Genomic DNA, 13092 nt, shown 5'->3' on the forward strand with positions numbered 1-13092 from the left:
CTGGGACTCGCCTCGACTCCGCCTGTCCTGACCGTCGCCACCCCGACCTGCGGTTCTTCCGGGCCGACTTGGCCCGCGCCGACCTTACCTAGTGCCGCGGCCCGGCCCGGCCGGCTCGCTCTGCGTGGGGTTTGGTTGGCCCGAACCAGGCCGGCTCTTCCGGCTCTTGGCCGGCCCGCGCCGTCCGGTAGTGCGTCGAGGGACGGCACCGGACGGGGCAGGCCTGACCGGCGGGATCCGGACGAGCCGGCCTAGGCCGGGGAGTCCGGCGGGGGCGGCAAGGTGTCCAGGGCGGCTGACAGGCGTTCCAGGACGCGGACCGTTTCGGCGAAGCCGTCCTCGCCCAGGGCCTCCGCGAGGCGGGTGGCGAGGGTGGCGTGTCCCGGGCCGATGCGGGCGATGGCCGTGCGGCCGGCCTCGGTCGGGCGCAGCAGCTTCGCGCGGCGGTGGGCCGGGTTCGGGACGTACTCGGCGAGGCCCTTGGCCGCCAGGAGATCGGCGATGCGCTGGACGCTCTGCCGGGTGATGCCCATGGCGCGGGCGATGCCGGCGACGGGGAGGGGCTCGTGGAGCACGGCGCCGAGCACTTGCCACCAGGCTGCGGTCAGCCCTGCCGGGCGGGCGAGTTCTTCGGACACGGAGAGGAACTGGCCGTTGAGGCGGAACACGCCGAGGGCGGTGCGGCTCAGGAGGTCCTGCCGGGTGCGGGTGGAGGTTTCCCCCACCCCGCCCCTTCCCGAAACCGGGGGCAAGCCCCCGGCCCCCAGGCCGCCGGCCGGGGCCGCGGCCTTCGGCCCGGTGGGCGGGATGGGTCCCGGTCCCGGGCCGGAGCGGGGGCTCTGACCTGCGGTCGGCTCCCGCCCTGCGGGCTGCTGCGGATCCGCGGCCGGGGCTTGGGATGAGGCCTTCGGTCCGGTGGGTGTTGCGGGTGCCGGTCCAGGCACGGAGCCGGGGCTCTGCCCGGCGGCCGGCCCCCGCCCCGCGGGCTGTTGCGGGTCCGCGGCCGGGGCCGGTCCGGGAACCGGGGGCGAGCCCCCGGCCCCCGCGCCGCCGGCCGGGGCGGAGGCCTTCGGCCCGGTGGGTGGGGCGGGGTCCGGGGCCTGGGCGGAGCCGGGGCTCTGCCCGGTGGTCGGTTCCCGCCCTGCGGGCTGCCGGGGATCCGCGGCCGGGGCCGGCCCCGGCCCCGGATTCGAGACCGCTGTGGTGGGGGAGGCCGGGACCCCGTTCGGGATCGGGGAATCAGGGGCCCCGAACGGGGTGGGGCGGTTAGGCATGGTTCGGCTCCGTGGCGGCCTTCAGGATCGGGTATGCGGTGGGGTCCGAGTCGTGGAAGAGGCGGTACCAGGCGTCGAGGGCTTCCGGGGCGTACACCCCGAGCCGGGCGAAGACCTCGCGGGCGAACGCCACCGGTTCCGTCGGGCCCGCCGTGATCAGGTCGCCGTCGGTGACAGCGTCGGCTTCGGTGTAGTGCGCGGCGCCCGCGTAGCCCGGCTGGCCGCCGAGGTAGAACGGGGCCGCGCTGGTGTGCGTACGCCCGTCCAGGAGACCCGCGCGGGCCAGACCGGCGGTGGCTCCGCAGATCGCCGCGACGGGGACCCCGGCCGCCAGGAACTCCCCGGCCTTCGCCGCGAAGGGGGCCAGCTCCTCGCCCGTGTCCCACAGGCCGGCGCCGGTCAGGATGAGGAGGGACGAGTCCTCGGGGCGCAGCTCGGACAGGGCCAGGTCGGGCTGGATGCGAAGGCCGCCCATCGTGGTGACCGGCAGCCCGGCGGTGAGGGCGACCGTGCGGACCTCGTAGCCGCGCTGGGTGAGGTGCGCGGTGGTGTGGCCCGTCTCCCAGTCGGCGTAGGTGTCGTAGACCGCCAGGTGAATCGGTGCCTTGCCGCTGCCGCTGCCCCTGCCGCCACCGGCCCCCGGCCGGAGGGGTTCCGTTCCGGTCCCGCCGGTCCCGCCGTGGGTGCTGTTCATGCTGCTCGCCTCGCTTCTGGTGCCCTGGAGGGTCCTGGAGACAGAAGAGGTATGACAGCAGGCTGGCATTACGACAGTGTGCTGTCAAGCATCGTTCGTGCAGACAGACTGCCGAGACCCGCCCCCCACCCCCATACAGTCCGCCGATATCCCTCCCCACCTGCGCACTTCTAGCGTGACCGCATGACCCCTCATGTCACCTCGGGTGCCGCCGTCAAGGCCGCCGACCGCGCTCACGTCTTCCACTCCTGGTCCGCTCAGGCCCTGATCGACCCGCTCGCCGTGGCCAAGGCCGAGGGGTCGTACTTCTGGGACTACGACGACAAGCGCTACCTCGACTTCGCCTCCCAGCTGGTCAACACCAACATCGGCCACCAGCACCCCAAGGTCGTCGCCGCGATCCAGGAGCAGGCGGCCACGCTCTGCACCCTGGCTCCGGGCTTCGCCGTCGACGTCCGCTCCGAGGCCGCACGCCTCATCGCGCAGCGGACCCCCGGCGACCTCGACAAGATCTTCTTCACCAACGGCGGAGCCGAGGCCGTCGAGAACGCCGTCCGCATGGCCCGTTTGCACACGGGCCGGCAGAAGGTGATGTCCACCTACCGCTCGTACCACGGCGCCACCGCCGCCGCGATCAACCTGACCGGCGACCCGCGCCGCTGGCCTTCCGACACGGCGGCCGCCGGAGTCGTGCACTTCTGGGGTCCGTACCTCTACCGGTCGGCGTTCCACGCGACCACCGAGGCCGAGGAGTGCGCCCGCGCCCTCACCCACCTCGCCGACACCATCGCCTTCGAGGGACCGGCGACCATCGCCGCGATCATCCTGGAGTCCGTCCCCGGCACCGCCGGGATCATGACCCCGCCGCCCGGCTACCTGGCCGGCGTGCGCGAGCTCTGCGACCGCTACGGCATCGTCTTCATCCTCGACGAGGTCATGTCGGGCTTCGGGCGGACCGGAAAGTGGTTCGCCGCCGAGCACTGGGACGTCACCCCCGACCTGATCACCTTCGCCAAGGGCGTCAACAGCGGCTACGTCCCGCTCGGCGGCGTCGCGATCTCCGCCGAGATCGCCGAGACCTTCGCCACACGCCCCTACCCGGGCGGACTGACGTACTCCGGCCACCCCCTGGCCTGCGCCGCGGCCGTCGCCACGATGACCGCGATGGAGGAGGAGGGCATCGTCGAGCACTCGGCCCACCTCGGCGAGAACGTGATCGGCCCGGCCCTCGCCGAGCTCGCGGAGCGTCACCCCTCGGTCGGTGAGGTCCGGGGCCTGGGCACCTTCTGGGCGCTGGAACTCGTACGGAACAAGGAGACGCGCGAGCCGCTCGTCCCCTACAACGCCGCCGGAGCCGACAACGCGCCCATGGCCGAATTCGCCGCCGCCTGCAAGACGTCCGGGCTGTGGCCGTTCGTCAACATGAACCGCACCCACGTGGTTCCTCCGTGCAACATCACGGAGGCGGACGCGAAGGAGGGGCTGGCCCTGCTGGACGACGCCCTGAAGGTCGCCGACCGGCACACCTCCGCCTGACCTGCCTGACCTGCCCGACCCGCCCGGATCCACCACCCCCGACCAGCGGGAACGACCCTGTGCGGGGCCTCCTCCGAGGCCCCGCACAGGGTCGTGCGCTGTTGAACGATCAAGAAAACAGCGGTACGTCATCCGGATATCGGGCAGTAAATCCAGATAGCGGCCACAAACCGAACGGTTTCGGCCTAGCTGACTGGCCTAAGGTGTCCCAAGCCCACAGATGGAGACGGACCCCTATGTCAGGCAGCGGCGCTGTCACTCGCAACACACTTCGCCAGCAGATCGCGGACGCGCTGCGTGACGAGGTGCTCGCGGGGCGCCTGCCCGCCGGGACCGAGTTCACCGTGAAGCAGATCGCCGAGCAGTACGAGGTCTCCGCGACCCCCGTCCGCGAGGCCCTGGTCGATCTCTCCGCGCAAGGCCTCCTCGACTCCGTGCAGCACCGCGGCTTCCGCGTCCGGGTCTTTTCCGTGGACGACTTCCGGGGCATGGTCGAGGCTCGTACGCTGATCGTCGAAGGGATCTTCCGCCGACTCGTCGAACACGGCACCGCTCCCGGTATGGGCGAGCGGCTGGTTTCGGTGCGCCGTCGGGCGGAGGAGGCACGGCGGACAGCGCTGACCGGCTCACTCGAAGTGCTGATCGGTTACGACCTGCGCTTCTGGAGGGAGCTGAGCGGGCTGGTCGGCAACACGTACATCTCCGAGTTCCTGCACCGGATCCGCGTGCAGTGCTGGGTCTTCGCCGTACCCCACCTGAAGGCCGAACCGCACCTGCGCACCGAGCTGTGGTCGGGCCACAACGAACTGATCGACGCGGTGACCCGCGCGGACGTGGAGGAGGTACGCCGCCTCGTGCACGCGTACAACCAGCACGGTCTGGACTGGGCCGCGGGACTGAAGACGACTACGGCCGGTACGTGAGCGGGGAGAACGGCGTGAGCACAGGCACGGGCGCTGGCACGGGCACGGGCACTGGTACGGGCGTGGGTACGGGTACGGGTGTGGGCGCCCCGGCCGAGACGCCCTGGCTCGGAGCCGTCGGCCTCTCCGTCGTCATCCCCGCCCTGGGCGGGCGGGACGGGCTGGGCGCGACGGCGGCCGCCGTGCGCGAGCACCTCGACGGGCGCTTCGGCACCGGCCCGGGCGACTGGGAGCTCCTCCTCGTCGTCGACGAGTCCGGCGACGAGTCCTTCGACGTGCCCGCCGCGGCCGCCGCCGACCCCCGGATCCGCTTCGTCCGGCTGCGCGACCCCCGCGGCAAGGGCGCCGCGCTGCGCGCCGGGGTGCTCGCCTCCGCCGGTCGCCGGGTGCTGCTCACCGACGCCGGTCTCACGACTCCGCTCGACGAGCTGGCCGGCCTGGAGAGGGCCCTCGAAGAGGAGGACCGGACCGGGACTGCCGTGGTCCTCGGCCGGTCCGGGAACCGGCTCGTCCGCACCCTCGGAATCCCCGGCATACCGGGCTTCCGCGCCGACACCTGCGCCTTCGCCCTCTTCGACGGAGACCGCGCCCGCGCCGCCTTCGGCGCCTCCGCCCTCGACGGCCCGGCCATCGACGCCGAGGTCCTGCGCTGGATCCGCGGCCAGGGCTGGGGCGTGGCCGAGGTACCGGTGACCCGCCGCGAGCCCGCGACCGGGATGGTGAGCGCGACCGGGAAGGCGAGCAGGGACACGGCCACCACCCCCTCCAGCCGCCGCCTCGCCTTCGGCGAACTGCTGCGCCTGAACTCCGGCGGCTTCGCCGTCGCCGCCGCGTTCCTCGCGCTCTCCCTCTACCTCTTCCACGGCCTGTGGGCGGACCTCGACGGCAGCTACCTCGCCGACGCGCTCCAGGACCAGAACCAGTGGGAGTGGTTCGTCGGCGTCACCACCGACAACATCACCCACCTCCGCAACCCGCTCTTCACGTACTCCCAGGGCATGCCCGACGGCGTGAACCTGATGGCCAACGCCACGATGCTCGGCCTGAACGTGCCGCTCATCCCGGTCACCCTCCTCTTCGGCGCGACCGTCACCTTCGCCCTCGTCCTCACGCTCGGCATGGCCGCCAGCGCCTGGGCCTGGTACTGGCTGATCCGCCGCCGCTTCGTGCGCAGCCGCTGGGCCGCCGCCGCGGGCGGGGCGCTCGCCGCCTTCGCGCCGCCGATGGTCTCGCACGCCAACGGCCATCCGAACTTCGTCGTCCTGTTCATGATCCCGCTGATCATCGACCGGGCCCTGCGCCTCTGCGAGGCCCCCCGCGAAGGTCGCGGTGTGACCCGCGACGGGGTCCTGCTCGGGCTGTTCGCGACGTACCAGATCTTCATCGGCGAGGAGCCGCTGCTGATCGCCGCGCTCGGCATGCTGGTCTTCTCGCTCGCCTTCCTCCTCGTCGACCGCCGCCGCGCCCTCGCGGCCGCCCGCCCGCTGGGGGCCGGTCTGGCCGTGGCCCTCGCCGTCTGCCTGCCGCTCGTGATCGTCCCGCTGTACTGGCAGTTCTTCGGCCCGCAGAGCTACCACTCCGTCCTGCACGGGGACAACGCGGGCAACAGCCCGCGCGCCCTGGTCTCGTACGCCGCCCGCTCCCTCTTCGGCGATGCCGAGGAGGCGGGCCGGCTCTCCCTGAACACCACCGAGCAGAACGCCTTCTACGGCTGGCCACTGCTGGCCCTGGGCGTGGCCGTCTGCGTCTGGCTGTGGCGGAGCAAGGCCGTGCGGGCCCTCGCGATCACCGGGTTCGTGACGCTGCTGCTCTCGCTCGGCCCGTGGGTGCCCGTACCCCGCACCGCGATCGTGCTGCCGGGCCCCTGGCGACTGATGATCAAGCTGCCGCTCTTCGAGTCGGTGATCGAGGGGCGCGTGGCGATGGTCTGCGCCCCCGTCCTGGGCATCCTGCTGGCCCTCGCGCTCGACCGGATCGTCCGGACGACGGCGCGCGAACGCCGCGAACTGCGCACGCTCGGCCTGTTGGGCGTCGCGGCCGCGCTGATCCCGGTCCTGCCGCTGCCGCTGACCGTACGGGACCGCGCGCCGGTCCCCGCCTTCATCACCTCCGGGGAATGGAAGCACTACGTCAAGGACGGCGAGGCACTCGTTCCGGTGCCGCTGCCGGACCCGGGCCAGGCGGACGCGCTGCACTGGCAGGTCGAGGCGGACTTCGGATTCCGGCTGGCCGGGGGCTATTTCAACGGCCCGTGGGGACCCGACCGCATCGGCATCTACGGGGCCACCCCGCGCCACCTGTCGAACCTCCTGCGCGACGTCCGCTACGGGGCCCAGCCGCCCGAGATCACCCCGGCCTGGCGGCAGCAGGCCCGGCAGGACCTGGAGTTCTGGAAGGCGGGCGCGGTGATGCTGCCGCGGCAGGACCGGGACACGGAGCTGCGGGACCTGATCACCGGGCTGCTGGGGCGCCAGCCGGAGAAGGTGCTGGACGCGTGGGTCTGGAGGGTCGGGCCGGGGGAGGTCTGACCCCGGCCGTCGGCCCCGGTAGCCGCCCAGGTTCTGCTCACCCCTTCGCGGAGCGTGTCCGGCGCACTACTCTGGCCCGATCGGCGACAAACGACTGATCGGAGGCCGAGTGGCCTGTGACCTGTGGCTGGTCCCCCTTGTCGACGTGCTGTGCCACAGCCCCGACAATCCCTTCGCGGAAGAGATCGCCTCGTACGACAAGGCGCTGGGCGCGGCCGGACTGCCGTCCGTGCCGGTGTTCGCGTACATGCCGGGACTGTCCGGGGACGTCGCCCCGGTGGCCGGTTTCGACTATGACGCCCTGCACTTCCTTCGGCGGGCGTACCTGCTCCAGATCTGCGGGCTGCCGGTGACTCCGGTGGACGAGCTGGGCGGGGACTACGAGCAGCTGCTGGAGATGTTCGAGCCGACGGCGCAGCAGTCGCATCTGGTGTGGCACTACGACCACGCGGGTGCGTACGTTCCCGTGGACTTCGCGGTTCCGCTGGCCAACGAGGAGCTGCTGTCCGGGGGCGGGCCGCTGGGGTCCGCGCAGGGGCTGCTGCGGGAGCTGGCGGTGGTGGCTCCCGCGATCGGGATAAACCCGGCCAATCCGCCGGTGGCGCCGGCGCCGCCCGGTCGGCCGACCTCGCTGGAGGAGCCGGCGGGGCCGATGCCGTACGACGAGAGTCCGTTCGCGCGGGAGCGGCATGTGTGGCTGGGCTTGCACGCGGCGGCTACGCGGAGCCTTGGGCAGGGCTCGATGATCATCTTCAGCTGAGGCGGGTGTCCTGCCGTCTGGTTGTACGGGGCCTCGTGCGGCCGGGGTGGGCGGGGTGCGGGTGGCTCCGCCGGGGGCTTGGCCCTGCGGGGCTGTCCCCTACCCGCCCTTCCACCGTTCCCCGGGCTCTGCCCGGACCCGTACAGACCCCGGGGCTCCGCCCCGGACCCCGCGCCTGAAACGCCGGCGGGGCTGGGGGGTGCGGCGGGGCTAAATCACCTCGGCTGCTCCGGGGGTCTTTGGCGGGGCATGTTGGGGCGGGTGCCCGGGGGGAGGGGGAAGCGGGGTGGGGGGAGGCTGGTGTCCGGGCGGGATGCCGAGCCGTTCAGGGACTGCATCATCAAGGGGGCGGGACCGGTGCGGAACTCCACCATCCAGTCCGCCGTCTCCGAGCGGACCAGCTCCGTGATGTCCTCGGAGAAGCGCCGCAGCACGGTGAGGCACCGCTCGGCGGCCTCGCTCGCGGTGCCCTCCGTCGGGCCCAGGACCTCCCGCACGTTCTCCGAGGCCCAGTCGAACTGCAGGGTCTGGAGCCGGCGCTGCACGGCCTGTGCCGTGGCCACGTCCCGCATCCAGCCCGAGGTCAGGCCGAAGAACCGGTCGCAGGCGAGGCAGGCCGCCGCCAGGAGCAGCGAGAGGTAGCCGTAGGAGGCCGCGCCGGGGGCCGAGCCGGTCAGCTCCAGCAGCGGCATCGCGGCGCCAGTGACCGCGCCCACGGCGGCTCCGGCCCGCAGGATCCGGGCCCCCCGGCGCTTCCACGCACGGTCGGACAGGTACCACTCGGCGGTGCGCAGCGCGTCGGCCTCGACCCGCCGGTAGAGCTCGTCGAGCCGCTCGGCGGGCTCGCCCCAGTCCCCGAGAGGGAACGGCCGGCCGGTAAGGTCGCCGTCCTCTGCGGGATCCCGGGGTGGCCCCTCGGGCTGCATCTCCGGCTGACTCACCCGGGCACTCCCTCTGCCTGCGCTGACGTGTGGTGGTGCGCGTGTGCGCAATGGTGCGCATGCTCTTCCTACCTTCGAATGGGGCGCGATGGGCAACGAATCCCGGGATTTCCGCCCGCAAGGAGGGCTCCATCAGGTACGCGCACGCCTCGTCTCTCACTCGAAAGAGTTGGTCCTCACGGCGTAGGGCGCGGCGCCCGGGGAGCACGTAGGCTCGGATTGGCCAAGCCGCCGGCGCTTGGAACGCACGCGTGGCACCCACGCGACGACGCTACGGAGTGAGTGACCTGTGATTCCCGGTGCGGGCATGCCCGACATGCAGCAGCTGCTCCAGCAGGCCCAGAAGATGCAGCAGGATCTCGCCGTGGCCCAGGAAGAGCTGGCGCGGACCGAGGTCGAGGGCCAGGCCGGCGGCGGACTGGTCAAGGCGACCGTGACCGGTTCCGGTGAACTGCGCGCGCTGGTGATCGACCCGAAGGCCGTGGACCCCGAAGACACGGAGACGCTCGCGGACCTGGTGGTCGCGGCGGTCCAGGCGGCCAACGAGAATGCGCAGGCGCTCCAGCAGCAGAAGCTGGGCCCGCTGGCCCAGGGGCTGGGCGGCGGCAGCGGCATCCCCGGCCTCCCGTTCTAGTCCTCCGCTCCTCCTCCCGAATCGAAAGAAGGCAGTCCGTTGTACGAAGGCGTGGTCCAGGACCTGATCGACGAACTGGGCAGGCTGCCCGGCGTCGGGCCCAAGAGCGCGCAGCGGATCGCCTTCCACATCCTGCAGGCCGAGCCCACCGATGTCCGCCGCCTCGCGCACGCGCTGCTGGAGGTCAAGGACAAGGTCCGGTTCTGCGCGGTGTGCGGGAACGTGGCGCAGGAGGAGCGGTGCAACATCTGCCGCGACCCGCGCCGCGACCTGTCGGTCATCTGTGTGGTCGAGGAGTCGAAGGACGTGGTCGCGATCGAGCGGACCCGCGAGTTCCGGGGCCGGTACCACGTCCTCGGCGGCGCGATCAGCCCGATCGAGGGCGTCGGCCCGGACGACCTGCGCATCCGGGAGCTGCTGGCGCGGCTGGCCGACGGCGCGGTCACCGAGCTGATCCTGGCGACCGACCCGAACCTGGAGGGCGAGGCGACCGCCACGTACCTCGCGCGCATGATCAAGCCCATGGGCCTCAAGGTCACCCGCCTGGCCAGCGGGCTCCCCGTCGGGGGAGATCTGGAGTACGCGGACGAGGTCACGCTCGGGCGGGCCTTTGAAGGAAGGCGACTTCTCGATGTCTGACGCAACGCTGCACGCACTGGGCCAGGATCCGGACGACTTCGCCGTCCAGATCTCGGACCAGATCGAGTCCTTCATCGTCGCGGTCACCGAGGTGGCCAAGGGCGAGGACCCGGACAGCGCGGTGCCCTTCCTCCTCCTGGAGGTGTCCCAGCTGCTGCTGGCGGGCGGCCGGCTGGGCGCGTACCAGGACGTCGTGCCCGACGAGCGCTACGAGCCGGACCTCGGCCCGGAGCCGGACGTGGAGGAACTGCGCGAGCGGTTCGCGTACATGCTGGAACCGGTCGACGTGTACTCCGAGGTCTTCGACCCCTACGAGCCGCGCAAGGCCCCGGTCGCGCACCGGATCTCCGACGACCTGGCCGATGTCGTGGCCGATCTGCGGCACGGGCTGGGCCACTACCGGGCGGGGCGGACCACCGAGGCCCTGTGGTGGTGGCAGTTCTCCTACTTCACCAACTGGGGCCCGACGGCCTCCGCCACCCTGCGCGCCCTGCAGTCGCTCGTCGCGCACGTCCGGCTGGACCAGCCGCTGGAGGCCCTGGACGGGCTGGACACGGACGAGGACCTGGCCGAGGAGGACCTCGCGGAGCAGGCGGGCCGGGTGATGGCCGAGGAGATCGCCGGTCCGCTCGGCCTCGGCGGCGCCAAGTAGCGGGCGGGCCGGGAGTCGCGCGAAAACTCGGCCACCTGCGGGGGAACCCGTTCTTTGATCCTTTCGTCTCATGATTTGGTACGAGGCGGTCGGATCCCGGGCGCTCGTTAGACTGCACCAGCAATGAGACGGACTGAGCGAGGAGCGCACGTGGGCCTTGTCGTGCAGAAGTACGGAGGCTCCTCCGTAGCCGATGCCGAGGGCATCAAGCGCGTCGCCAAGCGAATTGTGGATGCCAAGAAGAACGGCCACCAGGTGGTCGTCGTGGTTTCCGCGATGGGCGACACGACGGACGAGCTGATCGATCTCGCCGAGCAGGTTTCACCCATGCCTGCCGGGCGCGAATTCGACATGCTGCTGACCGCGGGAGAGCGGATCTCCATGGCCCTGCTGGCCATGGCGATCAAAAACCTGGGCCACGAGGCCCAGTCGTTCACCGGCAGCCAGGCAGGCGTCATCACCGACTCGGTCCACAACAAAGCGCGCATCATCGATGTCACGCCGGGCCGTATCCGCACTGCGCTGGACGAGGGCAACATCGCCATCGTCGCCGGCTTCCAGGGCGTGTCGGCGGACAGCAAGGACATCACCACCCTGGGCCGCGGCGGCTCGGACACGACCGCCGTCGCGCTCGCCGCGGCGCTGGACGCCGAGGTCTGCGAGATCTACACCGATGTCGACGGAGTCTTCACCGCGGACCCCCGCGTCGTGAAGAAGGCGAAGAAGATCGACTGGATCGCCTCCGAGGACATGCTGGAGCTCGCGGCTTCCGGTTCCAAGGTGCTGCTGCACCGCTGCGTCGAGTACGCACGCCGCTACAACATCCCGATCCACGTCCGCTCGTCCTTCTCGGGACTGCCGGGCACCTGGGTCAGCAACGAGAATCCGCAAGGGGCAGAGCAGGTGGAGCACGCCATCATCTCCGGAGTCGCTCACGACGTCTCCGAAGCCAAGATCACGGTCGTCGGCGTTCCGGACAAGCCGGGCGAGGCCGCGGCGATCTTCCGTGCCATCGCGGACGCCGAGATCAACATCGACATGATCGTGCAGAACGTGTCCGCCGCCTCCACGGGCCTGACGGACATCTCCTTCACCCTCCCCAAGACCGAGGGCCACAAGGCCATCGACGCCCTGGAGAAGGCGAAGGGCGCCATCGGCTTCGAGTCCCTGCGCTACGACGACCAGATCGGCAAGATCTCCCTGGTCGGCGCGGGAATGAAGACGAACCCGGGCGTCACCGCCTCGTTCTTCCAGGCGCTGTCCGACGCGGGCGTCAACATCGAGCTCATCTCGACCTCCGAGATCCGCATCTCGGTCGTGACCCGCCAGGACGACGTCAACGAGGCCGTCCGCGCCGTGCACACGGCCTTCGGCCTCGACTCCGACAGCGACGAAGCCGTCGTCTACGGAGGCTCCGGACGATGACCGCCGCCCGGTCGGCCCCGGCTCCGGCACTCGCCGTGGTCGGGGCGACCGGAGCGGTCGGCTCCATCGTGCTCCGGCTCCTGTCCCAGCGGGCGGACGTCTGGGGCGACATACGCCTGATCGCCTCCTCGCGCTCGGCCGGCCGCCGGCTGGCCGTGCGCACCGAGGAGGCCGAGGTGCTCGCCCTCACCGAAGACGCCTTCGACGGCCTCGGTGCGGGCGATGTCGCGATCTTCCTCACCCCGGCCGAGGTCTCGGCCCGGTGGGCTCCCGTGGTCACCGCGCGCGGTGTCGTCGTCGTGGACCAGTCCGCGGCGTTCCGGGAGGACCCCGAGGTACCGCTGGTGGTGCCCGAGGTGAACGGGCACGCGGCACGGATCCGGCCGCGCGGGATCGTCGCCGGTCCCGACTCCGTGACCGCCGCGATGATCGCCGCGCTGGGCGCGCTGCACGCCGAGTACGCGCTGGCCGACCTGGCCGTCTCCACGTACCAGGCCGCGAGCGCCGCCGGACGGGCCGGCTCCGAGGCGCTGCGCCGCCAGCTGTCGCTGGTCGCCGGATCCACCCTGGGGGAGCAGCCCGGGGATGTGCGCCGTGCCGTGGGCGAGGACACCGGGCCCTTCGCGGCCCCGCTCGCGCTCAACGTCGTGCCCTGGTCGGGCGAGCTGCGCGAGGGCGGCTGGTCCTCGCAGGAGCTGGCCGTACGGGCGCAGACGCGCCGGATCCTGGACCTGGCGGAGCTGCCGGTCGCGGTGACCTGCGTACTGGTACCCGTACTGGCCGGGCATTCGATGACCGTACGGGCCCGCTTCGAGACCGAGGTGGATGCCGGGCACGCCCGGGAGATCCTGGAAGGGGCGCCCGGGGTGGTCCTCGTGGACGACCCGGCGGCGGGGGAGTTCCCGACCCCGTCGGACGCCGCGGGCACGGATCCGGCCTGGGTGGGGCGGTTGCGGGCCTCGCTCGACGATCCGCGTGCGCTGGAGTTCTTCGTCAGCGCGGACAACCTGTGCCAGGGCTCCGCGCTGAACGCCACACAGACCGCGGAGCTCGTCGCGGGTGAGTTCGCGCATTTCGCTTTGTAGG

General features: G+C 72.0%; 12 protein-coding genes. 9 read left to right on the forward strand and 3 right to left on the reverse strand.

The annotated features are described in order from the left end of the window. Positions 1–251: 251 nt before the first annotated feature. Both ACFXDJ_RS10640 and ACFXDJ_RS10645 read right to left on the reverse strand, forming a co-directional pair. Complete coding sequence (locus ACFXDJ_RS10640; RefSeq protein WP_384652773.1) at positions 252–725, reverse strand: MarR family winged helix-turn-helix transcriptional regulator; 474 nt, start codon at positions 723–725, stop codon at positions 252–254. A gap of 541 nt (positions 726–1266) precedes the next feature. Beyond that, positions 1267–1968 (reverse strand): type 1 glutamine amidotransferase family protein, encoded by a 702-nt coding sequence (locus ACFXDJ_RS10645; RefSeq protein ID WP_384663096.1) that lies wholly within the window; start codon positions 1966–1968, stop codon positions 1267–1269. Positions 1969–2151: 183 nt separating this feature from the next. Between ACFXDJ_RS10645 and ACFXDJ_RS10650 the strand changes: the two genes are divergently transcribed. The 4 genes from ACFXDJ_RS10650 (at position 2152) to ACFXDJ_RS10665 (ending at position 7715) form a co-directional block, all read left to right on the forward strand. Continuing rightward, on the forward strand, positions 2152–3504 hold the full coding sequence (locus ACFXDJ_RS10650) for an aspartate aminotransferase family protein (RefSeq protein ID WP_384663097.1): 1353 nt from the start codon (positions 2152–2154) through the stop codon (positions 3502–3504). A gap of 236 nt (positions 3505–3740) precedes the next feature. Beyond that, entirely contained in the window at positions 3741–4427 is a 687-nt protein-coding gene (locus tag ACFXDJ_RS10655) for a GntR family transcriptional regulator (RefSeq protein ID WP_384663098.1), read from the forward strand. A gap of 14 nt (positions 4428–4441) precedes the next feature. Continuing rightward, entirely contained in the window at positions 4442–6955 is a 2514-nt protein-coding gene (locus ACFXDJ_RS10660; RefSeq protein WP_384848847.1) for a glycosyltransferase, read from the forward strand. A 109-nt stretch (positions 6956–7064) separates the two neighbouring features. Beyond that, positions 7065–7715, forward strand: coding sequence for a hypothetical protein (locus ACFXDJ_RS10665; RefSeq protein ID WP_384663102.1), 651 nt, complete (start codon positions 7065–7067; stop codon positions 7713–7715). Positions 7716–7930: 215 nt separating this feature from the next. On the opposite strand, the gene ACFXDJ_RS10670 is transcribed toward ACFXDJ_RS10665, so the two are convergent. After that, positions 7931–8656 (reverse strand): SLATT domain-containing protein, encoded by a 726-nt coding sequence (locus ACFXDJ_RS10670; RefSeq protein WP_384660253.1) that lies wholly within the window; start codon positions 8654–8656, stop codon positions 7931–7933. A 289-nt stretch (positions 8657–8945) separates the two neighbouring features. Here ACFXDJ_RS10670 and ACFXDJ_RS10675 point away from each other — a divergent pair, with 289 nt between their 5' ends. The 5 genes from ACFXDJ_RS10675 (at position 8946) to ACFXDJ_RS10695 (ending at position 13091) form a co-directional block, all read left to right on the forward strand. Next, entirely contained in the window at positions 8946–9290 is a 345-nt protein-coding gene (locus ACFXDJ_RS10675; RefSeq protein ID WP_384660250.1) for a YbaB/EbfC family nucleoid-associated protein, read from the forward strand. 39 nt (positions 9291–9329) lie between these two features. Beyond that, positions 9330–9929, forward strand: coding sequence for a recombination mediator RecR (recR, locus tag ACFXDJ_RS10680; RefSeq protein WP_330297710.1), 600 nt, complete (start codon positions 9330–9332; stop codon positions 9927–9929). Further along, the gene (locus ACFXDJ_RS10685) at positions 9922–10581 is read left to right on the forward strand and encodes a DUF5063 domain-containing protein (RefSeq protein ID WP_384660246.1); all 660 of its coding nucleotides are present in this window, start codon (positions 9922–9924) and stop codon (positions 10579–10581) included. The genes recR and ACFXDJ_RS10685 overlap by 8 nt, the downstream gene beginning before the upstream one ends. Positions 10582–10731: 150 nt before the next feature. Next, on the forward strand, positions 10732–12006 hold the full coding sequence (locus tag ACFXDJ_RS10690) for an aspartate kinase (RefSeq protein ID WP_384660243.1): 1275 nt from the start codon (positions 10732–10734) through the stop codon (positions 12004–12006). Beyond that, positions 12003–13091, forward strand: a complete 1089-nt coding sequence (locus ACFXDJ_RS10695; protein ID WP_384660240.1) for an aspartate-semialdehyde dehydrogenase — start codon at positions 12003–12005, stop codon at positions 13089–13091. Before ACFXDJ_RS10690 ends, ACFXDJ_RS10695 begins: the two co-directional genes overlap by 4 nt. Position 13092: the final 1 nt, after the last annotated feature.

Source organism: Streptomyces sp. NPDC059443 (genome assembly GCF_042750105.1).
Taxonomy (GTDB): Bacteria; Actinomycetota; Actinomycetes; order Streptomycetales; family Streptomycetaceae; genus Streptomyces.